General features: G+C 70.7%; 31 protein-coding genes. 18 read left to right on the top strand and 13 right to left on the bottom strand.

From position 1 onward, the window contains the following. Nucleotides 1–8: 8 nt before the first annotated feature. Nucleotides 9–485 (bottom strand): anthrone oxygenase family protein, encoded by a 477-nt coding sequence (locus ACZ63D_RS25035; protein ID WP_465356765.1) that lies wholly within the window; start codon nt 483–485, stop codon nt 9–11. Between the two features lie 115 nt (nt 486–600). On the opposite strand from ACZ63D_RS25035, the gene ACZ63D_RS25040 reads away from it, so the two are divergent. Both ACZ63D_RS25040 and ACZ63D_RS25045 read left to right on the top strand, forming a co-directional pair. Next, the gene (locus ACZ63D_RS25040) at nt 601–1,440 is read left to right on the top strand and encodes an alpha/beta fold hydrolase (RefSeq protein WP_465356766.1); all 840 of its coding nucleotides are present in this window, start codon (nt 601–603) and stop codon (nt 1,438–1,440) included. A gap of 113 nt (nt 1,441–1,553) precedes the next feature. Continuing rightward, nucleotides 1,554–2,489, top strand: coding sequence for an AraC family transcriptional regulator (locus ACZ63D_RS25045; RefSeq protein ID WP_465356767.1), 936 nt, complete (start codon nt 1,554–1,556; stop codon nt 2,487–2,489). Between the two features lie 254 nt (nt 2,490–2,743). Here the strand turns inward: ACZ63D_RS25045 and ACZ63D_RS25050 are convergent, their stop codons facing one another. Next, entirely contained in the window at nt 2,744–3,880 is a 1,137-nt protein-coding gene (locus ACZ63D_RS25050) for an FAD-dependent oxidoreductase (RefSeq protein WP_465356768.1), read from the bottom strand. Nucleotides 3,881–3,964: 84 nt separating this feature from the next. On the opposite strand from ACZ63D_RS25050, the gene ACZ63D_RS25055 reads away from it, so the two are divergent. Together ACZ63D_RS25055 and ACZ63D_RS25060 are read left to right on the top strand one after the other, a co-directional pair. Continuing rightward, complete coding sequence (locus ACZ63D_RS25055) at nt 3,965–4,651, top strand: TetR/AcrR family transcriptional regulator (RefSeq protein WP_465356769.1); 687 nt, start codon at nt 3,965–3,967, stop codon at nt 4,649–4,651. A 27-nt stretch (nt 4,652–4,678) separates the two neighbouring features. Further along, nucleotides 4,679–5,422: a hypothetical protein gene (locus ACZ63D_RS25060; protein ID WP_465356770.1), complete on the top strand. Its 744-nt coding sequence runs from the start codon at nt 4,679–4,681 to the stop codon at nt 5,420–5,422. 79 nt (nt 5,423–5,501) lie between these two features. Here ACZ63D_RS25060 and ACZ63D_RS25065 read toward each other — a convergent pair whose 3' ends face one another. Both ACZ63D_RS25065 and ACZ63D_RS25070 read right to left on the bottom strand, forming a co-directional pair. Continuing rightward, entirely contained in the window at nt 5,502–6,665 is a 1,164-nt protein-coding gene (locus ACZ63D_RS25065; protein ID WP_465356771.1) for a tyrosine-type recombinase/integrase, read from the bottom strand. Then, a complete protein-coding gene (locus ACZ63D_RS25070) occupies nt 6,662–7,357 on the bottom strand; it encodes a TetR/AcrR family transcriptional regulator (protein ID WP_465356772.1) in 696 nt (231 codons plus the stop codon). The genes ACZ63D_RS25065 and ACZ63D_RS25070 overlap by 4 nt, the downstream gene beginning before the upstream one ends. A 78-nt stretch (nt 7,358–7,435) precedes the next feature. Between ACZ63D_RS25070 and ACZ63D_RS25075 the strand changes: the two genes are divergently transcribed. Beyond that, complete coding sequence (locus ACZ63D_RS25075) at nt 7,436–8,557, top strand: FAD-dependent oxidoreductase (protein ID WP_465356773.1); 1,122 nt, start codon at nt 7,436–7,438, stop codon at nt 8,555–8,557. 41 nt (nt 8,558–8,598) lie between these two features. Here the strand turns inward: ACZ63D_RS25075 and ACZ63D_RS25080 are convergent, their stop codons facing one another. Beyond that, entirely contained in the window at nt 8,599–9,300 is a 702-nt protein-coding gene (locus ACZ63D_RS25080) for a flavodoxin family protein (protein ID WP_465356774.1), read from the bottom strand. Nucleotides 9,301–9,432: 132 nt separating this feature from the next. Between ACZ63D_RS25080 and ACZ63D_RS25085 the strand changes: the two genes are divergently transcribed. Then, nucleotides 9,433–10,323 (top strand): LysR family transcriptional regulator, encoded by an 891-nt coding sequence (locus tag ACZ63D_RS25085; RefSeq protein WP_465356775.1) that lies wholly within the window; start codon nt 9,433–9,435, stop codon nt 10,321–10,323. Here ACZ63D_RS25085 and ACZ63D_RS25090 read toward each other — a convergent pair. Next, nucleotides 10,320–11,063 carry an AfsR/SARP family transcriptional regulator gene (locus ACZ63D_RS25090; protein WP_465356776.1) on the bottom strand — a complete coding sequence of 248 codons (744 nt, stop codon included), beginning with the start codon at nt 11,061–11,063 and terminating at the stop codon, nt 10,320–10,322. The genes ACZ63D_RS25085 and ACZ63D_RS25090 overlap by 4 nt on opposite strands. 89 nt (nt 11,064–11,152) lie before the next feature. Here ACZ63D_RS25090 and ACZ63D_RS25095 point away from each other — a divergent pair, with 89 nt between their 5' ends. The 6 genes from ACZ63D_RS25095 to ACZ63D_RS25120 all read left to right on the top strand — a co-directional run bounded on the left by ACZ63D_RS25095 (nt 11,153) and on the right by ACZ63D_RS25120 (nt 16,422). Beyond that, entirely contained in the window at nt 11,153–11,284 is a 132-nt protein-coding gene (locus tag ACZ63D_RS25095; RefSeq protein ID WP_465356777.1) for a hypothetical protein, read from the top strand. A 101-nt stretch (nt 11,285–11,385) separates the two neighbouring features. Then, nucleotides 11,386–12,573, top strand: a complete 1,188-nt coding sequence (locus tag ACZ63D_RS25100) for a cytochrome P450 (RefSeq protein ID WP_465356778.1) — start codon at nt 11,386–11,388, stop codon at nt 12,571–12,573. Nucleotides 12,574–12,610: 37 nt separating this feature from the next. After that, nucleotides 12,611–13,591 (top strand): GNAT family N-acetyltransferase, encoded by a 981-nt coding sequence (locus ACZ63D_RS25105; protein WP_465356779.1) that lies wholly within the window; start codon nt 12,611–12,613, stop codon nt 13,589–13,591. Between the two features lie 171 nt (nt 13,592–13,762). Continuing rightward, nucleotides 13,763–14,407, top strand: a complete 645-nt coding sequence (locus ACZ63D_RS25110; protein WP_465356780.1) for a lytic polysaccharide monooxygenase auxiliary activity family 9 protein — start codon at nt 13,763–13,765, stop codon at nt 14,405–14,407. 305 nt (nt 14,408–14,712) lie between these two features. Then, on the top strand, nt 14,713–15,726 hold the full coding sequence (locus ACZ63D_RS25115) for a hypothetical protein (RefSeq protein WP_465356781.1): 1,014 nt from the start codon (nt 14,713–14,715) through the stop codon (nt 15,724–15,726). A 207-nt stretch (nt 15,727–15,933) separates the two neighbouring features. After that, the gene (locus ACZ63D_RS25120; protein WP_465356782.1) at nt 15,934–16,422 is read left to right on the top strand and encodes a DinB family protein; all 489 of its coding nucleotides are present in this window, start codon (nt 15,934–15,936) and stop codon (nt 16,420–16,422) included. Between the two features lie 9 nt (nt 16,423–16,431). Here the strand turns inward: ACZ63D_RS25120 and ACZ63D_RS25125 are convergent, their stop codons facing one another. Next, a complete protein-coding gene (locus tag ACZ63D_RS25125; protein WP_465356783.1) occupies nt 16,432–17,313 on the bottom strand; it encodes an alpha/beta fold hydrolase in 882 nt (293 codons plus the stop codon). 43 nt (nt 17,314–17,356) lie between these two features. Further along, nucleotides 17,357–17,935, bottom strand: coding sequence for a TetR/AcrR family transcriptional regulator (locus ACZ63D_RS25130; protein ID WP_465356784.1), 579 nt, complete (start codon nt 17,933–17,935; stop codon nt 17,357–17,359). A 118-nt stretch (nt 17,936–18,053) separates the two neighbouring features. Here ACZ63D_RS25130 and ACZ63D_RS25135 point away from each other — a divergent pair, with 118 nt between their 5' ends. Continuing rightward, nucleotides 18,054–18,854, top strand: coding sequence for a pentapeptide repeat-containing protein (locus ACZ63D_RS25135; RefSeq protein WP_465356785.1), 801 nt, complete (start codon nt 18,054–18,056; stop codon nt 18,852–18,854). Here ACZ63D_RS25135 and ACZ63D_RS25140 read toward each other — a convergent pair whose 3' ends face one another. Then, a complete protein-coding gene (locus ACZ63D_RS25140) occupies nt 18,855–19,022 on the bottom strand; it encodes a hypothetical protein (protein ID WP_465356786.1) in 168 nt (55 codons plus the stop codon). Nucleotides 19,023–19,341: 319 nt separating this feature from the next. On the opposite strand from ACZ63D_RS25140, the gene ACZ63D_RS25145 reads away from it, so the two are divergent. Both ACZ63D_RS25145 and ACZ63D_RS25150 read left to right on the top strand, forming a co-directional pair. After that, complete coding sequence (locus tag ACZ63D_RS25145; RefSeq protein WP_465356787.1) at nt 19,342–19,911, top strand: D-alanyl-D-alanine carboxypeptidase family protein; 570 nt, start codon at nt 19,342–19,344, stop codon at nt 19,909–19,911. Between the two features lie 4 nt (nt 19,912–19,915). Further along, the gene (locus ACZ63D_RS25150; protein WP_465356788.1) at nt 19,916–20,551 is read left to right on the top strand and encodes a TetR/AcrR family transcriptional regulator; all 636 of its coding nucleotides are present in this window, start codon (nt 19,916–19,918) and stop codon (nt 20,549–20,551) included. A 117-nt stretch (nt 20,552–20,668) separates the two neighbouring features. Here the strand turns inward: ACZ63D_RS25150 and ACZ63D_RS25155 are convergent, their stop codons facing one another. From ACZ63D_RS25155 to rfbH, 4 genes are all read right to left on the bottom strand, one after another. Continuing rightward, nucleotides 20,669–21,076 carry an SgcJ/EcaC family oxidoreductase gene (locus ACZ63D_RS25155; RefSeq protein WP_465356789.1) on the bottom strand — a complete coding sequence of 136 codons (408 nt, stop codon included), beginning with the start codon at nt 21,074–21,076 and terminating at the stop codon, nt 20,669–20,671. Between the two features lie 19 nt (nt 21,077–21,095). Further along, a complete protein-coding gene (locus tag ACZ63D_RS25160) occupies nt 21,096–22,277 on the bottom strand; it encodes an acyl-CoA dehydrogenase family protein (RefSeq protein WP_465356790.1) in 1,182 nt (393 codons plus the stop codon). 71 nt (nt 22,278–22,348) lie between these two features. Continuing rightward, nucleotides 22,349–23,113, bottom strand: a complete 765-nt coding sequence (locus ACZ63D_RS25165) for a class I SAM-dependent methyltransferase (RefSeq protein WP_465356791.1) — start codon at nt 23,111–23,113, stop codon at nt 22,349–22,351. 5 nt (nt 23,114–23,118) lie between these two features. Then, a complete protein-coding gene (rfbH, locus tag ACZ63D_RS25170; RefSeq protein ID WP_465356792.1) occupies nt 23,119–24,420 on the bottom strand; it encodes a lipopolysaccharide biosynthesis protein RfbH in 1,302 nt (433 codons plus the stop codon). Between the two features lie 177 nt (nt 24,421–24,597). On the opposite strand from rfbH, the gene ACZ63D_RS25175 reads away from it, so the two are divergent. Genes ACZ63D_RS25175 through ACZ63D_RS25185 form a run of 3 tightly spaced genes read left to right on the top strand, consistent with a single transcriptional unit; the run spans nt 24,598 to nt 26,992 of the window. Beyond that, on the top strand, nt 24,598–25,140 hold the full coding sequence (locus ACZ63D_RS25175) for an NUDIX domain-containing protein (RefSeq protein ID WP_465356793.1): 543 nt from the start codon (nt 24,598–24,600) through the stop codon (nt 25,138–25,140). Beyond that, the gene (locus ACZ63D_RS25180; RefSeq protein ID WP_465356794.1) at nt 25,137–26,270 is read left to right on the top strand and encodes a DegT/DnrJ/EryC1/StrS family aminotransferase; all 1,134 of its coding nucleotides are present in this window, start codon (nt 25,137–25,139) and stop codon (nt 26,268–26,270) included. The genes ACZ63D_RS25175 and ACZ63D_RS25180 overlap by 4 nt, the downstream gene beginning before the upstream one ends. Beyond that, nucleotides 26,267–26,992 carry a class I SAM-dependent methyltransferase gene (locus tag ACZ63D_RS25185; RefSeq protein ID WP_465356795.1) on the top strand — a complete coding sequence of 242 codons (726 nt, stop codon included), beginning with the start codon at nt 26,267–26,269 and terminating at the stop codon, nt 26,990–26,992. The genes ACZ63D_RS25180 and ACZ63D_RS25185 overlap by 4 nt, the downstream gene beginning before the upstream one ends. Nucleotides 26,993–26,996: the final 4 nt, after the last annotated feature.

Below are 26,996 nucleotides of genomic sequence, written 5' to 3' on the forward strand. Positions count from 1 at the left end.
GCCCGGGATCACGCGCCCCGGGCCACCACAGCACCGACGAGACAACCGAATCCGGCCGCGGACAGCACTGTCCGCACCACGTTCCACCGCACCCACGGCGCCTCGAACTGGGCCCGCAGCGCGGCGAAGTCCGCCGTGCCCGCGTCGAGGGCGTTGTTCATCGGCACGTTGACCGCGCCGGTCACCACCACGGTCGCCACCAGAAGCGCCGCGCCCGCGATGAGCCACGGCAATCCGCCGGCCGCTCCGCTCGTGAAATGCAGGATCACGGCGGCGACCGCGAGCAGCGGCGCGCCCAGGAACGACAGCATGAACCAGCCGTTGAGGATGGCCTCGTTGATCTGGCGCATCGCGGTCACGAACGTGTGGTCGTCGGCGTGGGCGAGACCCGGCATCACCGACACCGTGTACGCGTAGAACAACCCCGCGATCAGCCCCGCCGCGAGCACCGCCGCCACCAGAACCGCCTTGGAAACGATCACCATCGCCTTGCCTTCCGTCCTGTTTCCCCCAACGCATCCCAGTCAACCCGCGAACCGCGAGACGATCCATCGCTTATCCACTCGGAACCATGCGTCATCGTCTCGCTAGGAGACCCTCGTGCAGCACACGCTTCCCCACGGCGTCACCCTCGGCGCCGAGCACTTCGGCGATCCGGCCGCCCCGCTGGTCCTGCTCGCCGGCGGCGTCACGATGCTGTCCTGGCCGGACGCCCTGTGCGAATCACTCGCCCGCGGCGGACGGCACGTCGTGCGCTACGACCTCCGCGACGCAGGCACCTCCACCACTCTCGACCCGGACGCCCCGGCCTACACCCTGCGCGACCTCGCCGCCGACGCCGCCGCCCTCGCCCGCGAACTCGACGACCGGCCCGCTCACCTGGCCGGGATCGGGGTCAGCGGAATGGTCGCCCAGGTCGCCGCGCTCGACCACCCCGGCGCGTTCTCCGCCCTGACCCTGTACGGAACCCGTCCCGTCGCGCCCGGACCCGTGGACCCGGACCTGCCCGACCACGACGCGAAAGCCATGCGCGAACTGTTCTCCCTGCCGATGCCCGACTGGTCGGACCGCGCCGCCGTGGCCGATCACGCCGCCGCCGGCGCCGCGGTCCTGGGCAACGACCCGGAGGCGGCCCGCACCGTCGCCGTCCGGATCTTCGACCGCGCGGCCAGCACGGCGCCGGTCGTGCAGCTGGCCAACCAGTTGGGAACGGTGTTCTCCAAACTCGACTGCACGCCGCGATGGCGCGAACGCCTCCCGGAACTCAAGCTCCCGACAGTGGTGCTGCACGGCCGCCGGGACGTGTTCTTCCCCGTGGGCAACGGCGAAGCCCTCGCCCGCGAGATTCCTGGCGCGCGCCTGGTCGTTCTGGACGATGCCGCGAGCGCGATCCCGGACAGCGCGGCCGAGAAAATCGCCGAGGCGATGCTCGCCCTCTGAGCCGGGGTTGTGCTGCGAGCCGCCGGAATTCCTTTGCCGCGCACCGCGATGCGGGCCCTTCCTGTCACAGAAACAGCGGAGCCTTCGCTTGCCGCGGCGCTAGTCTCGGCGAGGTGGACCCGCTCACCGCGTTGCTCGAAGGACCCCGTGCGCACGGCGCGTTCCTGCTCCGGTCCGTGCTGTGCCCGCCGTGGTCGCTGCGAATCGAAGACGAAGCGCCGCTGACCGTGCTCGCCGTGGTCCGCGGCGACGCCTGGCTGGCGCCCGACAACGCCGACGCCGTCCACCTGAACACCGGTGACGTGGCGGTCGTCCGCGGCCCCGAGCCGTACCTCGTCGCCGACGATCCGGGGACGCCGCCGCAAGCGGTGATCCTCCCGGGGCAGGAGTGCGTCACCCCGGACGGCGGCCACCTCACCGACCTGACCGAACTCGGCGTCCGCACCTGGGGCGCCGGCGCCGACGGTCCGACAGTGCTGCTCACCGGCACCTACCCGACCGTCGGCGAGGTCTCACGACGGTTGCTCGCCGCGGTGCCGGGCGTCGTCACCGCCCGCGCCGGGAACGCTCCGGACCCGCTCGTCGCGATGCTCGCCGACGAAATCGAACGCGACGTTCCCGGGCAGGAAGCCGTCCTCGACCGGGTGCTGGACCTCCTGCTCGTCCGCGTCCTGCGGGAATGGCTCGGCCGACCGGCCGCGCCCGCCTGGTACCGCGCGCACGGCGACCCGGTGGCCGGGCACGCCCTGCGCCTGCTGCAGGACCGGCCCGAACAGCCGTGGACCGTCGCCAGCCTGGCGAGCGCGACCGGAGTTTCCCGCGCCGCGCTCGCCAGGCGGTTCACCGACGCGGTCGGCGAACCGCCGATGACCTACCTCGCCGCCTGGCGGCTCGCCCTCGCCGCCGACCTCCTGCGCCAGCAACCCGACGCGACGCTCGCCGCGATCGCCCGGCAGGTCGGCTACCGCAGCCCCTTCACGCTGAGCGCCGCGTTCAAACGCGAGTACGGGCGGAGCCCCCAGCATTACCGGCTGCGCGAACCCGCCTGACCATCCACCAGGCGCGACCGAACCGGTCGCTGCGCGTGCCGCCGCCGACCGCGGCCACGGCGGTGAGTTCCCCGATCGGCCAACCGCCCCGGGAACTCACCGCGCGAACGCCCGGCTCCACCCGGCGAAGTCCGGTCAGACTTGCTCCCCGGGAACTCACCGCGCGAACGCCTGACACCACCCGGCCAAAGCCGGTCAGACTTCTTCCCCGGGAACTCACGGCGCGAACGCCCGGCTCGACTCGGCCAAAGCGGTCAGGCTTCCTCCCCGGACATCGTCGCGAACATGGTCCGCACCTTCTCCCCGGCGCCTTCGGACAGGAACAGCTCCAGGTTGTCCGCCGACATCTGCGCCGCCGGCTGGGCGCGGTCGAACATCGCCTCCTCGAACTTCCGCACGTCGCCGCCTTCGGTGAGGCTCAGTGCGAGATCCGCGCCGTCGCGCATCGCGAGGTTCGCGCCCTGCCCGGCGAACGGCGACATCAGATGCGCGGCGTCCCCGATCAGCGTCACCCCGGGCGTGTGGTCCCACCGCACCCCGATCGGCAGCGCGTTCAGCGGATACACCAGGATCGGCCCGGACGTCGCGTCCAGCAACGCCAGGAACTCCGCCGGCCACCCGGCGTACAGCTCTTTCAGCGCGACGCGGGCGCGATCCGGGTCGTCGAACGGAATCCCCGACGTCTCCGGCCAGTCCTCGGCGCACCGCAGTGCCATGTGGACTCGGATGGTGCCGTCCCCGTTGCGCTGCGCGGAAAGCGTCTGGTGGTCCCCGAGCGCGGAGAAGCTGCCCCGCCCGACGAGCGCCGACTCCGCCGGATGCGCCCGGTCCGCGTCGCGGATGACCAGTTCCATCCCGTGCACGCCGCAGTACGCCGGTTTCGCGTCGGTCAGCAGCGGGCGGATCCTCGACCGGCCGCCGTCCGCGCCGACGAGGAAATCGCACTCCAGGGTTTCGCCGCCGGACAGGTGAATCCGGTGCCGTCCGTCGCCGAGCGGCTCCGCCCGCGTCACCGCGCGCCCCCAGCGGACGGTGTCCTCGGGAAGCGCGTCGAGCAGCAGTTTCCGCAGCGCGGGCCGGTCCGCCTCGGGACGGCCCCACCGCGCGTCGCCTTCCTCCGGGGCGACTTCCCGCCGCAGCAGGGTTCCCGCGGAGTCGTAGAGAACCATGTCCTGGCCTTCGGGACGGGCGATCGCGCGGTACCCGGCCTCCAGACCGGCCTCGCGCAGCGCCCACTGGCCCCCGTCCACCGTCAGGTCCAGCGTGCCGCCTTGGACCCGGGCTCCCGGACCGGCGTCGCGCTCGCAGACCACGGCGTCGACGCCGTGCGCCTTCAGCACCCGCGCACAGGTCAGGCCGCCGAGCCCGCCCCCGGCAATGACGATTCGCATGACGACATCCCCTCGATACACTGTATTGACGAAATACACTGTATCGAAGACGCCCCGGTACTGTCACCCGAAAAAGGAGCGAGCATGGACGAAGTGGTGTGGGAACGGCCCGAACCGCCGGCGCGCGCGGCGCCGACGCCGCTGAGCCGCGCCCGCATCGTCGAGACCGCCTGCGCGCTCGCCGACGAAGGCGGGCTGGAAGCGGTGTCGCTGCGCAAGGTCGCGGCCGCGCTCGGAGCCGGGCCGATGCGGCTGTACGGCTACCTCGACACCAAAGAAGAACTGCTCGACCTGATGACCGACGCCGTCTACGGCGAGATTCCGCTGCCCGACCCGGACACCGAAGGAGCGGCCGCCCTCCGCGCGCTCGCGCACGGCTGCCGCGCCGCCGTCCAGCGGCACGAATGGTTCGCGGACCTCATCGGCGGACGTCCCGGGCTCGGCCCGAACGCGCTCGCGTACCTCGAGGCGTCGCTGGCCGCCGCGGCCGGGACGGGCCCGATCGAGGACGCCATGGTCACGGTGTTCACCGTGCACGCCTACGTGTCCGGCGCGGTGCGCAGCGAGATCCGCGAGCGGCGGCTCGTCAGCGACACCGGCCTCGACGAGGAAGGCTGGCAGCGCACCGCCGGGCCGTACCTGCGGCGGATGTTCGACACCGGCCGCTACCCCACCCTGCTGCGCACCGCGCGCGACGCCGTCCACCCGGACAGCGACACCGTCTTCGCCGCCGGCCTCGACCGGGTGCTCTCCGGACTCTCCCTGAGCTGATTACCGCTTAAGCGGCAAGATGGGTCCATGGACACCGCCGCACTGGGCCCGACGACCCGCGTCATGCACGCGATGGAGCAGCTCTGGGCCGAAATCCGGCGGCGGCACGCGGACGTTCCCGAGGCGATCCTGGTGCTGGCCTCGGGAACGATGGGCACCGCCACCGAGATCCACGGCCACTTCGCGCGCTCCCGCTGGCACGTCGGCGACGGCGTCGAACCGCGCGCCGAGTTCTTCCTCGGCGCGGAAGGACTGCGGCGCGGCGCGGCCGAGATCCTCTCCACCACGCTGCACGAGGCCGCGCACGGACTCGCCGCCACGCGCGACATCGTCGACGTCAGCGACGGCCGCTACCACAACAAACGCTTCGCCGCGCTGGCCGCCGAACTCGGCCTGCGCGCCGAACAGGCTGACCGGATCGGCTGGTCCGCGACCACCGCGCTCCCCGCGACTCTCCAGGCCTACCAAGGAGAACTGTCCCGGCTCGAAGCGGCGCTGACCGTGTGGCGGCACAGCGAGCAAGAAGTCGCCCGCCGCGCCGTCGCGGCACCGCCGGACGACCCGGAAACACCGGGCGAGGTCGCCGAACCGCTCGCGCCGCCGGTGGTGATCGCCCCGGTCGACGGGCGCGGCGCGCATCGCGGCGGGCCGAACTACGTCGCGGCGATCTGCCGGTGCGAGCCCCCGCGCCGGATCCGCGCGGCCCGGTCGATCCTGGAGCTGGGGCCGATCACGTGCACGCTCTGCGCCGAGCCGTTCATCGAGGCTTAACCGGTTCCGCGGCACCCGTTCGGTTAGCTCGCCTTCTCCGGCGCGGAAAACCGGCGATCAGCACCGAGCACAAGCGGTACTAGCCGAGCCAGCCGCGGTGCAGCGCCGGGGCGAGTTCGTGCGCGGCCGAGTCCCGGATGGCGTTCTCGTCGTGGAGATAGCCCTCCGTGGTCGACAACGCGGCGTGCCCGAGATCGCGCTGCACCTGCCGCGGCGGGACCCCTCGCTCGATCGCGTGCGTCGCGTAGGAGTGGCGCGCCGAATGCGGATGGATGGTGTCGCACAACGGCTGCAGGTGCGTCGCGACGAACCGGGCCTCGGCGGTGTCGAGCACTTCCCGCAGGCGCGCGGTCTTGGGCGGCTGGCAGAACGTCGCGCACAGCCTCCGCAGCAACGCTGTCACGTGCGAAACGTGCACGCGCGCCCCGGTGCTCGTCACGAACAGCGGCTCGGCCCGGTTCGCGCCGACCTGCCCGCGCAGCGCCGGGACTCGCGGCGTGACCCGCTCCGCCAGATAAGCGTCGAGCGCGTCCGCCACCGGCGCGGCCAGCGCGACCTCGCGGTCCTTGGACCCCTTGCCGTGCACGCGAAGCACGCCGAAGCCGCCTGCGGTCGGACGCCGGTAGTCGCCGAGATCGACGCCGACGAGTTCCTCCGCGCGCACCCCGGTGCCGATCAGGATCTCGACCATCGCCCGGTCCCGGAGGCCGTTCCGGCTGTGCTCGACCAGCAGCCATGCCGCGAGCAGCAGCGCCCGGCACGCCTCGAACGACCAGCGCGCGGTCTGCGACGGGACGCCGGAAGGCCGGTTGAGATGCTGCGCGCGCCGGTCCACGAGCGCGGCGGGATTGTGCCCGGCCAAGCCTTCCCGCAGCAGGTACTTGCGGTAGAACGCGGACACCGCCGACAGCATCCGGCCGCGCGTCGCGTCGCGGTACCCGGCCCGCGCCAGCTCGTCCAGCCACTGCTCGACGTGCTCCACCCGGACGTCGGCGAACGACGTGAACCCGTTGCGCAGGCACCACGGCAGCCACGCGAGCGCGTCCGGATCCGTCCGCCGCGCACGGCCTCGGCGGCGTCCCGGATCGGGCGGCTGGTAGCCGGGCACCCAGTCGAGCGGGATGCCGAGATCGGTCGCGTACGCGACGCGGGTGTTGAGCGAGGCGTACACGCGCAGGAATTCCGCGAATCGTTCCCGCGCGTCTTTGCCCGCTCCCCCGGCATCGGCGATCGCGAGGGTCATGCGCGCCCGCCCGGATACAGCGCCGCCACCCCGGCGAGCACGAGATCGATTCCGGCGAGGAACTGCTCGCGGTCGTCGTGCTCGCGCATCTGGCTCGCCATCATGCGGGTCGTCTCGTAGTCCCCGGGGTCGAGCGCCGCCCACGCTTCCGCTGTGGCGGCGAGGAATTCGGCACGGTCCGCGTCCGGCGAGGCGACCTGGCTGTTCGCCGCGTTCTGCCCGGCCGCGCCCAGGACGTAGTGCATCAGCACCGACGTCGCGGTGAACCAGTGCTCCTCCGGCACGCCCAGCGCGCGGACACGGCGGCCGAGGCTTTCGAGGATGCGCGGCGCCACCGGCCCGCCCGGGCTCCGCGACAGTTGAAGCAGAAGCTGCGCGGCGAGCCACGGATGCGCGTCGATCGCGGAGAACAGCCCGAGCGCTACCGCGTGCACGTCTTCCCGCGGCGATCCGGTCGGCTCCGCCGCCAGCGCGTCCGCCACCACCGCGTCGGTCGCGGCGACCAGCAGCTCGCCCTTGTTCGCGACGTGCCAGTAGATCGCCCCGGGCCCGGTCGCGAGCCGTTCGGTGAGCACCCGGAACGTCAGGCCGCCCTCGCCGGCCGCGTCCAGCAGTTCCACCGCCGCCTCGACGATGCGCTCCCGCGAGAGCGCCTCCGTGCGCCGCTGTGCCCGGCGCGTCCCCGTAGCCATGGGTCCATCTTGACACATCTGGAGCGCCGTTCCAATATGGAATGGCGTACCAGTCCTCATTTGAGAAGGAGTTTTGTCATGACCACACCCGTCACGATCGTCGGCGCCGGGCTCGGCGGCCTCACCCTCGCCCGCGTCCTGCACGTCCACGGCATCCCGGCCGCGGTCTACGAGGCCGAACCGTCCCCGACCTCGCGCGCCCAGGGCGGCCTGCTCGACATCCACGACTACAACGGCCAGCTCGCCGTCGAAGCCGCCGGGCTCGCCGCGGAATTCCGCACCCTGATCCTCGAAGGGAGACAAGAGATCCGGCTGCTGAGCCGCGACGGGACAGTGCTGTTCAAACAACCCGACGACGGCACCGGCGGCCGTCCCGAAGTCCACCGCGGCGAGCTGCGGCAACTGCTGATCGACTCGCTGCCCGACGGCACTGTCCACTGGGGACACAAGGTCAGCGGCGTGCGCGCCGTCGGCGACGGCTACGAGGTCGCCTTCGGCAACGGAAGGACGGTCACCACGGAGCTGCTGGTGGGCGCGGACGGCGCGTGGTCGAAGGTCCGGCCGCTGCTTTCCCCGGCGAAACCGGAATACGCCGGCGCGGCGGCCATCGAGACCTTCGTCCACGACTCCGATCGCCGCTTCCCCGCCGCGGCCGAAGCGGTCGGCGGCGGGATGCTGCTGGTGCCCGCGCCGGGCCAGTGCATCACCGCGCACCGCGAGCGGAACGGGACCCTGCACGCCTACATCGGGCTCACGCGACCGCTGGAATGGTTCGGCGGCATCGATTTCGCCGACCCCGCCGCCGCGACGGCCCGGATCGCGGCAGAGTTCGCGGGCTGGGCGAGCGCGTTGACCACGCTGATCACCGAAACCGACACCGCACCGGTCTTCCGGCCGTACTACGGCTTGCCGATCGGGCACCGGTGGGAGCGCGTGCCGGGCGTGACGCTGGTCGGCGACGCCGCGCACCTCGCCCCGCCGAACGGGGAAGGCGCGAACCTGGCCATGCTCGACGGCGCCGAACTCGGGATCGCTCTCGCCGCGCGTCCCGGCGACGTCGAGGCCGCGTTCGCCGAGTACGAGCAGGCGATGTTCCCGCGTGCGGCGGAAACCGCGGCCGACGGCGCACACCTGCAGAAGCAGATGTTCGGCCCCGACGCACCGCACGGCCTGCTCGCCGAGTTCGCCGCCGGGACGTAGGAATCCTGGGGGTGCGGGCGCGTCCCGCACCCCCAGGCCGCTCAGGCCACCGCCTCCCGCAGCGACGCCGACAGCGCGCGGGCCTCGTGCTCGGTCATCCGGCCGGTCTCGTACGGCACGCCGTTGACCCACCGCTGCGTCAGCCGGGCGATCCGCTCGCCGTACCGCTGCGCGGTGACCCGGTCGCCGAGCGAGCCCGCGTCCTCCGGGCCGAGGTCGGCGTGGCTCTGGCTCATCAGCCCCAGCCACGAGCCGAGCCGGTTGACGTCGTCGCGGGTGCCGCCGCTCCAGTTGTTGCCCGGCATGTCGCCCACGCCGATCCACTGCATGCCCAGCTGTGCCGCGAACACCGACAACTGCTGCAGCACCGCCAGCTTGTCGCCGCTCTGCGACGCGGACATGGTGAACCCGCCGGCCAGTTTGTCCTTCCACGCCTGCGTCGTGAAGACCGTGAACGCGGCCTCCATGAACGCCTTGAACACCGCGGACACGCTGCCCATCAGCGTCGGGCAGCCGAACACGATCGCGTCGGAACGGTCCAGCAGCGCCATGACCTCGCTGTCGTGCCAGCGGCCCGCGTTCACGTCCTCGGCCCGCAGTTCGACGAGACGCACCCGCACCCCTGGCACTTGCCGCGCACCCTCGGCAAGGTGCTCGGCCAGCAGGCGGGTGTGCCCGTGCACCGAATGGCAGACGACGGTCACGGTGGCTTCGGGTGTGCGGTCAACGGCAGTGGCTGTCATGCGAGAACTTCTTCCGGTCGTGGGGAAATCCCCTGCTTGCTCCCCATCTCATCCCTCCCGCCCGGCCCCATCAACGCCGTTCTCCGGCACCCAGCGATCGGTGCCACCGATCGATCGGGCTAGCCTGCTCCGGTGGACCGGATCGAGCTGGAAGCGTTCGTCGCGGTCGCGGAGGAGCTGCATTTCGGCCGCGCGGCCGAACGGCTGCACCGCGGACAGCCGACAGTCAGCGACGCCGTCCGCCGTCTCGAGAAAAGCTTGGGCGGCAAGCTGTTCCACCGCACCAGCCGCCGAGTCGCGCTGACCGACCTCGGCGAAGCCCTCCTGCCCGACGCGCACGCCGCCCTCGCCCAGCTGCGCCGCTTTCAGCACCGCGGCCGCGCCCTGGCCAACGGCGACCGGAAACGCACCACGCTCGTCGTCGCCCACGCCGAATACACCGCGCACCAGGTACTGCTGCGCTGCCTGCCGCCACTGCGCGAGCGGTTCCCGGACGTCACGATCGTGCCCGAGGCGATGCCGACCACCGCTCAGCTCGCCGCCCTGCGCGCGGAAACCGTCGGGCTCGGCATCGGCTGGGCGACCGGCGGGATCAACGGCGTGCGGGCGAGAGTGCTGTCCGCCGAACGGTTCGTCGCACTGGTTCCCGCGGCACATCCCCTTGCCGGGCATACGGAACTGAGCGCGGCCGAACTGTCCTCGACCGCGCTGCTGACCTGGCCGCACCAGATCAACAGCGGGCTCTGCGACCGGCTGCTGTCCGCGTTCCGGATCAGCGGCGCGGACCTGCGGATCATCCGGACCGCCGACAGCGTCCAGGCGATCGCCGCCCACGTCGCGGCCGGAACGGGCATCGGGATCACCGTCGGCTCAGCGCTGGACCACCAGCCGCCGGGACTGCGGATCATCCCGCTGACCGGGCCGTCGACGACTGCCGACCAGGTCGTCCTGCTGCCCGAGACACCGTCGGAAGTCGCACTCGCGCTGCGGGATCTGCTGCTGCGGGCGGCCGAGCCGGGTTAAGGGCACGCACCGGACAGGATCCGGCAGTGCAGCTCCGCCAGCCGTGCGCCGGGATCGACGCCCAGCTCGTCGCGGAGACGACGGCTCAGCCCGGCGTACCGGCGAAGCGCGTCCGCCTGACGGCCATGCCGGCACAGCACCGTCATCAGCTGTGCGGCGATCCGTTCGTCCAGCGGATGTTCGGCGGCGTAGTCGTTCAACGGGCCGAGCAGGTCCGAGGATCTGCCTTCCCGCAGGCAGATGTCGAACAGATCCAGCTCCGCACCGAGGCGTTCGGCCGCGAACCGGGCGCGCAGCTCGACCAGCCACGCGGCGTCGACCTCGGCGAACGGAACGCCGCGGCACAACGACAACGCCCTCTCGTAGGCCAGTTTCGCCCGCCGCCGGTCGGTGCCGGCCTGCCGCGCCCGCGACACCAGGCCGCGAAACCGGCACAGGTCGATGTCGTCCTCGTCCACGAGCGGCACATATCCGCGGTGCCCGCGCGTCAGCACCAGTCGATCACTGCACTGGAACACCGCGCGGAGCCGGGAAACGTAGCTGTAGAGCGCGGTGTGCACGCGAGCCGGCGGAGAGCCGTTCCAGACCCGGCTGATCAGCTCGCCGGTCGAGATCTGGACGTTCGGCTGGACGAGCAGCGCCGCCAGAAGCCGGCGCTGCCGGGGCGGGCCGAGGCCGAGAATCCGCCCGCCGACCCGTATTTCGACCTCTCCGAGAACCCTGACCTCGGTGCCGCACACGGAACCTCCCTGGGTCATTTCCGGGATACCAGCCCCGCCGCCGCGGTTTCAAGGTCGCTGCAAGGTTTCGACAAGGCGGCCCGGCCACGATGGGCCACAGCCCGGGCGGCGCGGCCGCACGCCGAGAACGCGCCCGCTGGCTTTCGCCCGCCGCGGGCGCGGTTTTCCGCTGCCGGGAACGCGAATCGGGAGGTGAAAAGCTGATGCTGTACGTCCACTGATCCGGCCCACCCGCGGGCGCGTCGCGACCCGATCGGCCGCAACGCGCCCGCTCCCATCCCACCCGACCGCGGCGTGCTTCGCCGGGGAACCGGAGGACGTTGTGACCTCGCCCGACGACCCGTACTACGAGCCGCTCGACCCGCGCGTGCTCGCCGATCCGCATCCGTACTACCGCTCGCTGCGCGAGGCGCATCCGGTGTACTGGCACGGAATGCTGGGCTCCTGGGTCGTCACCGAGCACGCCGCCGGACGCCAGGTGCTCGCCGATCCCGCCCGCTACGCCTCGGATTTCCGCCGGGCCGGGATCGACGTCCCCGCCGCGTCGCTGAGCCTGCAACGGCTGGACCCGCCGGAGCACACCGGGATCCGTCGCCTGCTGGTCTCCGCGCTGCGCCAAACGCCACAGCGCGCCATGGCCGAACATCTGCGCACGACCATGACCTCCCGACTGCTCGCCTTGGCCGACGACAGCCCCGCCGACCTGGTGCGCGGCTTCGCCCGCCCGGTCGCGCTCGACACGATCAGCCGGTATCTCGGCGTGCAACCGCCGGGTGGCGAAGAGTTCGAGCGTTACTCCAACGCTATCGTGCGCAGCATGGACGCCGGTCTCGACCCGTCCCGCGCGGCGGCCGGGAACCAGGCCCGGGCCAAGCTGAGCGAACTCGTCTCGAGCTGGCTGGAATCTCCAGCCCAGACCGGCTTGATCGCCGCCGCCAGCCGCGCCCGCTGCGTCCGCCCGGGCATTTCGGCGGACCTGCTGGCCAACTCGCTCCGCGCGGTCCTGCACGCCGGGTACGAATCGTCCAGCCGCCTGCTCGGAGCCGCTTTGCTGCGCCTGGCCCGCCGACCCGGCCTGCTGTCCACTTCGGACGGACCGGACGACCTCGCCGACGAACTGGTCCGCCTCGACGGTTCCGTTCAGGCCGACGGCCGGATGTGCGTCGCCGACGCTGAACTGGGCGGCCGGCGCATCCGGCGCGGCGACGTGGTGATCGTGCTGCTGGCCGCGGCGAACCGGGATCCCGCTGTTTTTCCTTGCCCAGACGAGGTGAATCCGCGGCCCCGGCGCGGCCTGCACCTCGGATTCGGCCGCGGCGCGCACTCCTGCCTCGGTGCCGCCCTGGTCGGGCTTCAACTGCGGACGCTTTTCGACTGCCTGCGGGACAACGAAATCACGCTCACCTTGGCCGGAAGTCCGGCTTGGGAGGACACCGCGACCCTGCGCGGGCTTACGGCACTGCCGGTCCAGGTCTCAATTCGGCGGCAAACCCCACTGCATCGGCGCTAACTTTCTCCAGAGGGTTTCCGATCTGGAGGGGGCGGCAGTGCTGGAGGTACGGCTTTTCGACGCCGACCGGGCGAGCGACGCGGACTGGGACGAGCTGCACGAGCTGCAGTTCGCCGCCTATCGGCTGGACACCCCGGAACGTCCGCCGATGACGCGGCAGGAGACGATCTCCGGAGTGCGCGCACCGCAGATCCAGGCGGGCGAACAGCTGGTGTGGACCGCGCACCGGGACGAGCGGCTCGTCGCCCGAGCAGTCGTGGTCCTGCCCGCCGACGGGAACGACCAGCTCGCCCTCGTGCGGATCCACGTGCACCCGGACGTGCGGCGGCAGGGCATCGGGACGGAACTGCTGCACGCGCTGGAGCCGATGCTGCGGGAGCGCGGCCGGACGCGGGTGGAGGGATGGAACCTGACGCTCGGCGGTCCCGGCGAGAGCTGGGCACTGGGGCTCGGCTTCCGGATCGTGCATTCCGCGGTCCTGCAGATCATGGAGCTGGACGAGGTCGACCGCGGACGGTGGGAAGCGGCGGCTCCTTCGGGATACCGGCTGGTGCGATGGGTCGGGGCGGCACCGGAGAAGCTGGTCGAGGCGTACGCGAAGGCTCGCGCGGCGATCGGCGACGCGCCGCTGGGCGAGTCCGGCCTTGAAGCGCCGGATTGGTCGGTGGACCGGGTCCGGCGGGTCGAGGCCTCGTATCGCTCGCGGGACATCGAGCATCGGACGGTCGTGGCGGTCGCAGCCGGGGGCGAGGTTGTCGGGTTGACGGAGATGGAGTCGCGGCCGCTGCTGCCGGAGCGGTTGCAGCAAGGCGACACCGCGGTGCTGGCCGCGCATCGCGGGCACGGCTTGGGGTTGGCGATGAAGTCGGAGATGCTGCGGTGGTTCACGGCGGACCGGCCTGGCGTCAAGCAGGTCTGGACCGCCACCGGGGCGGGCAACGCGCACATGATCGCGGTCAATCACCGGCTGGGGTTCGCGACGGTGCGGACGGGCAGCGTGGTGAACCGGGAGTTGTAAGGATTCAGCGCCAAAGGGCGATGACAGCGATCGCGCTTCTCCGCCTCTCGGGGCGCTGAGGCGAGCGGAGCACGGGCGAAATCACCCGTGCCCGACTTTCGGGCCTACAGGCCGGTGCGCCGGAAACCCTACCGTGGGGTGGTCTAGACCTCTCAAGAGAGGAACCCCGCGATGAGGTTTTCCCGCTCCGCCGTCAAAGTCGCGATCCTGACCGCCGTGCTCGGCACGACCTCGGTGTTCACCGCCGTCCCCGCCCTCGCGCACGGCTCGATGGGCAATCCGGTCAGCCGGATCATGCAGTGTTTCCAGGAGGGTCCGGAGAATCCGCAGTCCGCCGCGTGCAAGGCCGCCGTCGCGGTGGGCGACAGCTGGCCGATCTACGACTGGGACGAGGTCAACATCGGCGACGCCAGCGGCCGCAGCCGCGAGATCATCCCGGACGGCAAGCTGTGCAGCGCCGGCCGGGACAAGTACAAGGGCCTCGACCTGGCCCGCGACGACTGGCCGGCGACCCCGCTGCCGAGCAGCGGCCCGTACACCTTCCAGTACCAGCTGACCGCCGCGCACGAGGGCACCTTCGAGCTGTACGTCACCAAACCGGGCTACGACCCCACGAAACCGCTCAAGTGGTCCGACCTGGAAGACACCCCGTTCTACAAGCAGGACAACCCGCCCATCGCCGGGAACGCCTACCAGCTCCAGGCGAACCTGCCCGGCGGGCGCACCGGCAGGCACCTGATCTACTCGATCTGGCAGCGCCACTGGCCCGACTCCGGCGAGGCCTTCTACTCCTGCTCGGACGTGATCTTCTCCTGATCTCCGCGGCCCGGCAGCGGTCGCTGCCGGGCCGACGGCCGGGATTCTGAGGCCTCTGGGCGTCAGAATGCGTCATCGCGGCGGTCTGACGCATGACTATATGAATAATCTCAGTTATCCATATAGTTCATGCAGTATCATCATTCTCAGTAGTTTCAGTTTGCTATCCGATACCTAGTGATTCAGTATTGAAACTCTAACTGTATAGTGGTCTCCACCTGCGGAAAGGGGCACAGATGGAGACGGCGACGCCACCGATGCGGCGTGGGAGCCGGGACGAGCGCCGGGAGGCGACCGTGCGCGCGATGGCTTCCGGAGACGAGGCGGGGTGTGCGTACTGCGGCCAGCCGCTCCCCCCGATCCCCCGGCAGGGCGGGCGGCCGACGCCGTACTGCCCGGCCGATCCGGAGCGGTACGGCAGGTGGGGCGCGAAGGTCATCACCTGCGCGATGCTCGACGAGCAGCGAGAGATCTGGGTGACCGTCTACGGCCCCGACCAGCCGATGACCCAGCTCGACACCCGGGTGCTCGACGAGCAGCTCGGCGCGGCGCTCTCCGCGCTGGACCCGCTGCACGCGGAGTTGACCGCGCTGCGCACGCACGTCAACGACCAGACCGCGGCCGCCCTCAAAGCGCGGGAGGAAGCCGAGGCTGCGCGCGACGAGGCGAGGGAACAGGCCCGGGCGGCGAAGGCGGAACGGGACCGCGCGGTGGCCGCCGCGGATGAAGCGCGTGAGGCGGAGGCAGAGGCCAAGAAACAGTCCGAAGTGGACCGGGCGGAGCGCGACGCTGCGCTCGCGAACGCTTCTGAGGCAAGGAAAGCGCAGGAAGCCGCGCTGGCTGTCCGTGATGAAGCCGAGAACAACCGGCAGCGGGCGCTCGAACAGGCGGCGGCCGCGCACGATCGGGTCACGGCGTTGCAGCGTGAGATTTCCGCGTTGCGCGCGACGGCGGTCGAGGATCTGGAGCAGGCGCGGCGCACCGCGGCGGAGGCGCAGCAGGAGCTTCGGGCGTCGCTGGTCGCCGAGCACGAAAATCGGATGCGTGAGCAGGAGCAGCGGCTGCGTATCCAGGCTGACGAACGGCTGCGTGAACAGGCTGCGGAGGCCGACGAACGGGTGCGCGGCGTGCAGGCGGCGGCCGATCAGCGGGTCGCCGAGGCGGCGGTGCAGTTGAGTCAGGCGACCAAGACGTATGCCGAGACGCTCGCACCGCTGCACGCTGAGCTGGGAGAACTGCGCGCTCGCGTCAGTGCCCAGCAGGCGGAGCTGGACGAGTTGCGGCGGCTTCGCGAGGCGGAGAAGGAAGAGGCCGAGTAGCCGGGTGTGGTGGCTGTTGCCGAAGCAGCCACCACACCCGGCAGGGTTGTGGTTGAATACCGGTCGGTCACCGGGTCTTCCCGGCTGACGGTCATCGCTCGCGGTGCCTTTCCTGGCCCGCGCAGGCGCGCTCCCCTAGTGAGCACACTTCACCGATCCCGGCCTCGTCCAGGCCGTCCCAGCCATGCCCGAGAACGGAGTACAACCATGCCCACCGAACGCCTCACCAACGGCACCGAGCGAGAACTTCTCGAGAACACGCTCGACCGCAACCGCGAAGCGCTGGTCGAGACCCTCCGCGGCCTGTCCGAGGCCGATGCCCGCCGACGGCTCGTCGCGTCGCTGTCGACGCCGATTTCCGTGGTCAAGCACGCCGCCGCCGCGGAACGCATTTGGTTTCAGCGGTTCTGGGCGGGTCTCGACGAGTCCGAATGCGACGGATACTCCAAGCGCGACGTAGGCACCTTCGCGGTCGCCGACGACGAAACCGTGGCCGACGTGATCGCCGAGTACGAGCGCGCCAGCCAGCGGTCACGGGAGATCGCCGCGCGGTTCGACCTCGACGACACCAAAGAGTTCCCGGGCGAGGGAACCGTCAGCATGCGCTGGACGCTGCTCGCCATGATCCAGGAATTCGCCCGGCACGCCGGACACGGCGACATCCTGCGCGAGCAGATCGACCAGCCCCTCTCCTGACGCCCGGCGCTACTGGTGCTTGGCGAGGAACGGAAGGAGCGCGTCGGCCATCTCGTCGGGCACTTCCTCGGCGAGGTCGTGCCCGGCGTCGAAAACGAGGCCGGTGACGTCGTCGGCCATGATCCGCATCTGGGATTCGGCGCGTTCGCCGAGGAACGCCGAGCCGCCGAGCGCGAGGACGGGCAGGTCCAGTTTCCGTTGCGCCGCTTGCCGGTTCTGCTCGGCGTCGACGAGCATCGCCCGGTAGATCGCGAGCATCGCGCGGATGCCGCCGGGCATGGAGTAGCAGCGCACGTACTCCTCGATCGCGTCCGGCGTGGCGCTGTCCGGGCGGCTGCGTTCGAACTTGATCATATAGGTGATCAGCTCGCGCTCGTGACCGGCGATGAGCATTTCGGGGACGTCCGGCTGGAAGTAGAAGCCGAGGTGCCACAGATGCATGCCGCTCGCGACGTTCTCGGCGGTGAGCGCGGTGTGGTCCTCGAAACCGAACCCGGGGAACAACGCCTCGGCGAACACCAGAGACGTGACGCGGTCTCGGTGGCGGGCGGCGAGCTGGTAGCCGATCACCGCTCCCCAATCCTCCCCCACGACGGCGTAAGTCTCGTGACCGAGGCTGGCCATCAGGTCGGCGACGTCCTCGCTCATGGTCGCGGAGTCGTACCCGTCCGCGGGGCGCGCGGAATCGCCGAGGCCGCGCAGGTCCGGGACGACGACCGTGTAGTGCGGCGTGAGTTTCGGGACGAGGTGCCGCCAGTGGTACCCCGTCTTGGGCACGCCGTGCAGCAGCACCACCGCGGGTCCGGATCCGGCGGTTCGGTAGTGCAGGCTCGTTCCGTTGACCGCGGCGCGGCCGGTGCGGACCGGGGTTCCGTTGTGGTCGTGCATCATCTTCCTTTCTTGAGCGACCGATCCAGATTGAAGGCGGCAAAGCTCAGCCGAGGGCAGCCAGAGCTACCTCCACGAGTGGTTCGAGGGCGCCGGCGTCCGGAGTGATCTTCGCGGTGACCAGCAGTCCGTTGAGGAACGTGACCAGAAAGGCCGCCAGCGCAGACGGATCGTGCCGCAGCGCGAGTTCGCCACGTTCCGCCGCGACGCGCAGCACCTCGGCGATCGCTTCCTGGCTGGCGTCCTGCATGTCCCGCACCGTGCGCCGGGTCGCGGTGTCTCCCGGCAGGCGCTCGCAGACGGCGTTGACCGCCAGGCAGCCTCGGCCGCCATCGGACGTGGCGATCCGGATCCGCTCGACCAGGAGCGTCCGGATCGCCGAGCGGGCGTCGGCGCCGTTTTTCAGGCCGTCCAGGGCGGTCGCCGCGAGAGTCGTGCGGTAGTGCTCCAGCGCGGCTCGGTACAGGCCGTCCTTGTCGCCGAAGGCGGCATACAGCGATCCCTGTCCGATTCCCAGGTGCTGGGTCAGATCGCGCACCGAGGTCGCCTCGTAGCCACGCGACCAGAACAGTTCCATCGCACGGCTCACTGCGGCTTCGGTATCGAACTCGCGAGTGCGGACCATGAGGTGATCGTACCTCTTTCTGGATCGATCGCTCAAGAATGAGGTGCGGCAGTCCAGGGTGTTCCGGCGTACGCGCCGACTACGCTGGACAGGTTCGCCCGCCTTCGCTGGAGAGACCTTGCCCGACCGTCGCGCCCTGACCGCCGACTGCGCGAGCTGTTTCGCGCTCTGCTGCGTCGCGCTCACCTTCACGAAGTCCGCCGACTTCGCCATCGACAAGCGAGCTGGCGACCCGTGCCCGAACCTGGAAGACGACTACCGCTGCGGGATCCACGATCGGTTGCGCCCCAAGGGTTTCTCGGGCTGCACCGCGTACGACTGCTTCGGTGCCGGACAGCAGGTGTCACAAGTGACCTTCGGCGGCCGGAGCTGGCGGCAGGCTCCCGAAACGCGCGCGCAGATGTTCGCCGCGCTGCCGGTGATGCGGGATCTGCACGAACTGCTCTGGTATCTCGCCGAGGCTCGTTCGCTGGCCGTAACCCGCGAGATCCACGCGGAACTGGACGCGGAGATCGCCGAACTCGAACAGGCGACTGACGGAGACGTGGACGCGGTGCTGGCCATTGACGTCAACGCCCGCCGAGCGCAGGTGAACCCGCTGCTGGTGCGCGCCAGCGAGCTGGTCCGCGCCGGGGCCGGGCGCAAGAAAGACCGCCGCGGCGCCGACCTGATCGGCGCGAAACTCGCCGGAGCGGATCTGCGCGGCACGAACCTCCGCGGCGCCTACCTGATCGCGGCCAACCTCCGGGGCGCGGACCTGCGCCGCGCCGACCTCATCGGTGCGGACCTGCGCGACGCCGACGTCCGCGGCGCTGATTTCACCGACAGCATTTTCCTTACCCAGTCCCAGGTAAACGCCGCCCGCGGCGATGCCGAGACCAAGCTCCCCGCCCGGCTGGCCCGCCCCGAGCACTGGTAGTCAGCGCGGCCGGGTGGACCCCACGACGACCCCGCCGAGCCGGGCGATCCAGCTGCCGCAGACGCAACGCACGTAGTCGGCCCGGCTGCCCGCCGACGCGGGCACGACAGCGGAGGCGGGCAGTTCGGCCAAGGGCCAGCCACAGCGGGGGCAACGGTTTTCTTCCATGGACGCCATCGTGCGGTAATGGTTCAGTGCAGTTCAACCCTTACGGATTCCGGTGGTGCCGAGCGTCGAAGGGGCCCGGCTGGGAGTCCACGGCTTCGCCCGTCGCGCCACGACTGTGGTGAGGCGGGGTCGACTATCGCTGGGCTCTTGCGTTCGGTGAAGAGATTCCCCATCCGTTGCTAGGCGACCGCACGGGGGCGCGTCCAAGTCGACGGCGCAACCGCTTGAGCAGTTGCTCAAAACTCGTTTATGCTTCGATTTGAGCAACTGCTCAAAGACGGCTTGGGCGGTCGTGCGAACGACCGGAGCGGGGGTAGCGATGACCAGCGTTCGTCCCGATCGCGGCTGGGCCCACTGTCGTGATCGCTGGTACAAGGCGGTCACCCGGCTACTGGCAATAGCGTTGTTGCCATTGGCGTTCCTGATCACGCCGCGCCGCGCTCGTCGTACTGCCTGTCAATGGGCCCTGGCTGTGCGTTTCCCCGCCGAAGACCTCACTGGCCTGACACCGGCGACCCGTGCCGCCTTCATCGCAGCGCGCACGCAGGCGTTGTGGCGAGACGGTGAACTCATCGGGCTCACCTCTGGCCACCGGGACGCCGGGGAACAGGAACGCTTGTTCGCCGAGGAGGTCCGTCGGAGCGGGTCGCCGGCGGAGGCCCGGTTGCGCGCGCTGCCGGCGAACGAGTCCCGGCACGTCGCGGGAACTGCCCTGGACGTGCGGCCGGTCGAGGGTTCGCGCTGGCTGGAGCGGCATGGCGCGTGCCATCACCTGTACCGGGTGTACGACAACGAGTGGTGGCACTTCGAGTACTGGCCCGCCGGTCCTCCGGAGCGACTGCCTCACCCGGGCGCCGTCGGTGGCCGGCTGCCAGGGCCTCTACGGTGATGCCGTGGCCGACACCCGACAACGCCTGATCGATGGCACGATCGAGACGATCCGCACGCACGGGCTCAACGGCACCACGGCGCGAAGCATCGCGGCCACCGCCGGAATCAACCAGGCCCTGGTCTTCTACCACTTCGGCACCGTCCACGACCTGCTCCAGGCCGCGTGCCTCGCCGCGACCGAGGCCAGGGTGGCACCGTTCGCCGAACGTCTCGACCAGGTCACCGATCTGCGGCAGCTGCTTGAGCTCGGCCGCTCCCTGCATGCCGAGGAACGCGCCCAAGGCAACGTCACGGTGCTCGCCCAGATGCTGGCCGGAGCCCAGGCCGACCCCGAACTCGCCGAGGCCACGGCGACGGCCCTGCAGCTGTGGATCACCCCGATCGAGCATGCCCTGACCAGGTTGCTGGCCGACTCGCCGGTATCCGAGGTGATCGACACCGCGGGCCTCGCACGCGCGGTGAGCGCCGGGTTCGTCGGACTGGAGCTCTACGAAGGCGTCGACCCGGACGGGGCCGAGGCGGCCCTGGACGCACTCGAACGGCTGGCTGTGCTCATCGAGGTGGTCGACGATCTCGGACCGATCGCACTCCGCGCACTGCGCGGCAAACTCCGCAGGACCACCAAGAAAGCGCGGTAGCGCGAACGCCGCTCCGGTCGCCTGAGGTCTCCGCACATATCGGCTATCGCCATGGTGCCCATGACGAGAACCGTCTCCATGAGCCGTCGCAAGCCATCGCGTCGCCGAGAAACCAGCCTAAACCTTGTCCCGCGGAGTGTTCTGATACGCGGCCAGTTTCCACTCGCCACCCTCCCGCACTGCCGTCCACGTGGCCCGGATCGCGTTGCGGTCGGCTACTTCCGACTCGCCTGGGTAAAGGACGCCTCCCGCGGTCAGCAGGATTGCCGTGTCCGGGCTCAGGAAGCGCAGGTCGATCGGTTTGCCGGTGACCTGGGTATCGCGGTACTCGCCGGCGTAGGCGTCCTTCAGAAAGACCCGGATCTCCTCGCGGCCTTTGGCGAAGTGCCCGGCCAGGATCATCGTGCCGTCGTCGGTGAAAAGGTCGGCGAAGGCGTCGCCGTCGTGGTAGGCCCAGGCTGCCATGACCCGCTGGGTCAGCGAGGCGATCGCGGCCTTGTCGGCGTCGGTTCCGGTGCTGGTCATCGTGTTCGTCCTCCCGTGCTCAGACGTAGAGCGTGTTGGGTTCCAGGCCGCACAGGACCCGGCCGTAGAGCTCGTTGTTGGTGTCCGGGTGCATCAGGGCGTGCTGATTGACGGCATGGACGTCGCGCGCGATCCGCTGGATCGGCACGTCCAGGAAAATGGAGGAACCGCCGCTGGCGTTGGCGAAGATGTCCACCGACTCGCGGCCCAGCGCGACGACGGCGCCCAGGTCGGCACGCGCCCGCGCGCACTCCTCCAGCTTCCACGGCGTGTTTTCCGCGCCTTTGCTGTCCACCAGGGACGCCAGGCGGTGCGCGTGGAACTCGGCCTGGTCCAGTTTGAGCGTCGCGGCCGCGACCTGGTGGTGGGTCAGCGGCGCGGCGCTCTGGCTTTCGTAGTCGGTGTAGGTGATCTTCCGGTTGGGCAGGCGCCGGTGGAAGGTGTCCCGCGCGCCCCGGGCCAGGCCGAGCACAGTGCCGACCGACGAGGCGGAGGCGACTGGCAGCAGCGGGGCGCGGAACATCGGCAGTTCGGAATTGCGCACCGAAGCGTACTGGCCCTGCAGGACGGCGGGCAGCGGGAGAATGCGCGCACTCGGCACGAATACGCCCTTGGCGACCGTGCTGACGCTGCCCGAGCCGCGCAGGCCCGAGGTGTGCCAGTCGTCGACCGTCAGCAGGTCGGACATCGGGGCCATGGCCATGATCGGGTACGGCTCGCCTTCCGGTTCGACCAGCACCGCGATGATCACCTGCCACTGGGCGTGCAGGGCGCCGCTGATGAAACCCCATTTGCCGTCGACGACGACGCCGCCGTCGACCGGTTTGGCCATCGCGGTCGGGCTCAGCGTTCCGCACACCCGCACTTCGCCGTCGCCGAACACTTCGTCTTGCACCTCGTCCGGGAACAGCCCGGCCATCCACGTGGTGATCCAGCAGACCGACGCGGTCCAGGCGGTCGCGCCGTCCGCGGCGCCCAGTGCGGCGCCGACCTCGACGAGGGTGCGGGCGTCCGCCTCGAAGCCGCCGTAACGGCGGGGCACGCGCAGCCGGAACAGCCCGGCGTCGGCGACCGCGTCGACCACCTCGTCGTGCAAGCGCCGGTTTTCGTCGTGCCACACCGCGTGTTTGCGCAGCAGCGGGGCCAGTTCGGCGGCACCGCGGACGAGCTGTTCGCGGGCCACTTCTCGGGTGGTCGACACCATTTCTCCTCACGGTGGTGGGCTCGTGTTCCGGGCGGGCGGTTTTCGCCGGTCCGGCGCGGTTCTGTCGTTCAGCGTCGCAGCGGAGCCCGGCCGGCGGCGTCCTCCCGATTGCGCGCGGAGCCCGCGCGCGGCTGGGCCACGAAAACCCCGCAGTACAGGACGTCGCCGACGTACTCGACGTCGCAATCAGCCGCGTCGAACGCCTGCTCGTACTCCGCACGCGACCACAGGCCGAAGTCGTGCTCCTCGGCGAAGAACCGGATGCCGTCGTCCTCGGCGACCAGGTAGTCGATCTGCATGTGCGCCCGTTCGGCGCGGCGGTTGGTGTGCGACATCCGGGCGATCGTCCGGCCGGGCACCTCGACGATGTCGGTGGCGACGTAGCCGTCGATGAAGCGTTCGGCGAACCACCACGGTTCGACCAGGAGCACGCCGCCCGGATTGAGGTGGTCGGCCATCCGGCGAATGGCCGTGCGCAGCGCACTGGCCGAGGGCAGGTAGCCGACGACGGTGTACAGCGACACCACCGCGTCGAACCGGCGGCCCAGCTCGAGGTCGCACATATCGCCGACGTGCACCGGGGTGCCGGGCGACTTCGCGGCGGCGATCGCGGCCATCGCCGGAGACAGGTCGATCCCCTCGGCGTGCCGGAACTGCTTCGCCAGCGTGGCCAGATGCCCGCCGGTGCCGCAGCCGACGTCGAGCACGCTGTCCGCGGCGGGCGCCAGCCGCCGGATCGTGTCGGCGACCCACAGCGCCTCGTCGTGGTAGTCCTTGCCCCGGCCGTTCTCGTACACCAGGTCCCAGACCTCGGCCAGTTCCGGGTCGAACACGTCCCTCACCGGGCCCGGGCGAACTCGGCGAGGGACGCGGCGACGTAGTCGATCATCTCGTCGGACAGCCCCGGGTACACGCCGAGCCAGAACGACTGCTCGGTGATCACGTCGCTCGCCGTCAGGTCGCCGGAGACCCGGTAGCGCACGCCCTGGTAAGCCGGTTGCCGGATCAGGTTGCCCGCGAACAGCTGCCGGGTGCCGATCTTGCGGCCCTCCAGGAACTGGATCAGCTCCCGCCGCTCGAACGGCGCGCCGGGTTCGACCGTGACGGCGAACCCGAACCAGCTCGGATCGCTGCCCGGGGTGGCCTCGGGCAGGATCAGGTGCGGCACGCCGTCCAGCGCGTCGCGCAGCCGTCGCCAGTTGCGCCGCCGCACCGAGGTGAAATAGTCCAGTTTGGACAGCTGGGACAAGCCAAGCGCCGCTTGCAGATCGGTGGTTTTCAGGTTGTAGCCGACGTGCGAGTAGATGTACTTGTGGTCGTAGCCCGCCGGGAGATCGCCCATCTGGCAGGAGAACCGCTTGCGGCAGGTGTCGCTTTCGCCCGGGGCGCACCAGCAGTCCCGGCCCCAGTCCCGCATGGACTCGACCACGCGGGCCAGCGACAGGTTGGCGGTCAGCACGCAGCCGCCCTCGCCCATGGTGAGGTGGTGGGCGGGATAGAAGCTCACGGTCGAAAGGTCGCCGAACCCGCCGGTGACCCGGCCGCGGTAGGTGGAGCCGACGGCGTCGCAGTTGTCCTCGACGAGGAACAGCCCGCGGTCCTCGGCCAGTTCGGCCATTTCCCGCACCTGGTACGGATTGCCCAGGGTGTGCGCCAGCATGATGGCGCGCGTCTTCGGGCCGATCGCCGCGGCGACCCGCTCCGGCGTGGTGTTGTACGTGCCCAGTTCGACGTCGACGAAGACCGGGACGAGGCCGTTCTGCACGATCGGGTTCACCGTCGTCGGGAACCCGGCGGCCACGGTGACGACCTCGTCGCCGGGACGCAGCGCGTGCTCCTCGAGCGTGGGCGAGGTCAGCGCGGACAGCGCCAGGAGATTGGCCGAAGACCCGGAATTGGTCAGATGTGCCTTGCGCACGCCCAGTTTCCGCGCGAACTTCGACTCGAACACCTGCGCCTTCGCCCCGGCGGCGATGCGCAGTTCCAGCGCCGCCTCGACCAGTGCCGCGCGGTCGTCGGCGTCCAGAACCGCGCCGGAGGGCCAGATTTCGCTCACGCCGGGCACGAACGCCTGGAAGTGGCTCTTGTCCTGGTGGTACTTCATCACCTCGTCGAGCAACAGTTCCTTGCGGTCACCCATGTCGCATCCCTCCTGGAGCCGTCGCCGCACCGGTGCCTCCCCGCCATCACATACCGGGGCGCGCCCGCGCGGCATCTCCTGCTCTGCTCTGGACCGCCGCGCAATCGGCAGGAGGACGCGGCCGCGCCGCGGATCTACCTTCGGGAGACGCGACGCGTGTCGAACCGAGGAGCGCTCATGCGGTGGAAAGTGCACGGAGAACGCGAGCTCTACCACAGCGACTGGGTCCAGCTGTGCCTGTCCGAAATCGAGTTCGACAGCGAACGGCGGGAACACCACCTGATCCGGCTGGGGCCGTCGGTCGGGATCCTGATCCTGGACGACCGGGACCGGGTGCTGATGCTGTGGCGGCACCGGTTCACCACCAACACCTGGAACTGGGAGCTGCCCGGCGGGTGGATGGAAAGCGGCGAGAGCCCGGCGCGGGCGGCGGCCCGGGAGGCCGAGGAGGAGACCGGCTGGCGGCCCCGGTCCCTGCGCGAAATCGGCTACCTGCAGCCGATCGCCGGGATCACCGACGCCGAGCAGTACATCTTCCTCGCCGAGGGGGCCGACCGGATCGGGCCGCCGCCGGACGCCTACGAGTCCGACCGCGTCGACTGGGTGCCGCTGGCGGAGGTCCCCGGCCTGATCCGGCGACGGCAGATCGTCGGCGGCGTGTCGGTCGCGGGCCTGCTGCAGCTGCTGACCGAACGCGAACCGGGAAGGGACCGGCAGTGATCAACATTTTTCAGCCCAGCCTTGGCCAGGAGGAACTCGCCGCGGTGGCGGAGGTGTTCGAGAGCAACTGGGTCGGCAAGGGCGAGCGGACGGCCAAGTTCGAGGCCGCGTTCGCCGGCCACCTCGGGATCGGGCAGGACCGGGTGATGACGGTCAACTCGTGCACCGAGGGCCTGTTCCTGTCGATGCAGCTGGCCGAAGTCGGCCCGGGCGACGACGTCGTCCTGCCCACGGTCAGCTTCGTCGGCGCGGGCAACGCGATCGCCTCGCTCGGCGCCCGCCCGGTGTTCTGCGACGTCGACCCGCGCACGCTCAACCCGACCGCGGCCGACGTGGCGGCCGCGCTGACGCCGGCCACCAAAGCGGTGATCGTGCTGCACTACGGCGGCCGGGCCGGGGACGTGGTGGCCATCGCGCGGCTGTGCCGGGAGCGCGGCGTCCTGCTCGTCGAGGACGCGGCCTGCGCGCCGTCGTCCCGGGTGGACGGTCAGGCCTGCGGCACCGTCGGCGACCTCGGCGTGTGGAGCTTCGACGGAGCCAAGATCCTGGTCACCGGGGACGGCGGAATGCTCGCCGCGCGCGATCCCGGGCTGATCGAGCGCGGCCGCAAGCTGGCGTATTTCGGACTGGAGCAGTTCAGCGGGTTCTCCCAGGCCAAGCAGGCCGGTTCGCGGTGGTGGGAATTCCAGATCTCGTCGTTCTCCCGGCGGTCGGTGATGAACGACATGCAGTCCGCCGTCGGGCTGGTGCAATTGGGCAGGCTGGACGAGTTCATCCGGCGCCGCCAGGAAATCGTCGACCACTACGACCGGCGGCTGCGCGGCGCGGTCGGGATCGCGACCCCTCCGCCGCTGCCCGCCGGTCAGACCTCGTCGCACTACATGTACTGGATCCAGGTGGACCCGGGCCAGCGCGACCGGATCGCCGCCGACCTGTACGCGGCCGGGATTTACACCACGTTCCGCTACGCCGCGCTGCACGAGGTGGAGGCCTACGGCTGGACCGGCTGGCTGCCGAATGCCGCGCACGCGGTGTCCGCGACGCTGTGCCTGCCGCTGCATCAGGCCCTCACCGACGACGAGGTCGACTTCGTGGCCGACACCTTGCTCGAGTCGGTGAGCGTGCGGTGAGCGCGGTCTACGACGAGGACGTCAGCACGGTCTACGAAGCGTTCTACGCCGGCCGCGGCCAAGACTTCGAGGCGGACGCGGCGGTCCTCGCGGAGATCGCGCGCGCTCGTGGCCGCACCGGGTCCGTCCTGGACGTCGCCTGCGGCACCGGCGCGCACCTGCGCGGCCTGGCCGCCCACTTCACCGAACTGGCCGGGGTGGAGCTGTCGCCGTCCATGTGCGCCCTCGCGCGGGAAAACCTCGACGGGATCCCGGTGCACCAGGGCGACATGCGCGATTTCGACCTGGGCCGGACGTTCGACGTGGTGTGCTGCCTGACCAGTTCCATCGGCTACATGGCCGGCGAGGCCGAACTGGCCGCCGCGTGCCGCCGCATGGCCGCGCACCTGGCTCCCGGAGGCCTGCTGGCGGTGGACCCGTGGTGGTCGCCTGAGTCCTTTTTGGATGGTCACGTGGCCGGGGACGTGGTGCGCGAACCCGGCCGGGTCATCCTGCGGCTGTCCCATTCCCGCCGGACCGGAGCCGCGGTGCGCCATCAGGCCGACTACCTGGTGGCCGGGCCGGGCGGGATCCGCCACCTGCGGCACGTCCAGCCGCTGCACCTCTTCACCGCCGACCAGTACCGCACGGCGATCGAGCGGGCGGGCTGCGCGGCCGAACACGTCGCCGCGGACGGCGGGTTCGCCGCCCGCGGGCTGTTCCTCGGCACGAAGAAACCCTGACGGC

The organism is Amycolatopsis sp. NPDC104775, from assembly GCF_055583325.1.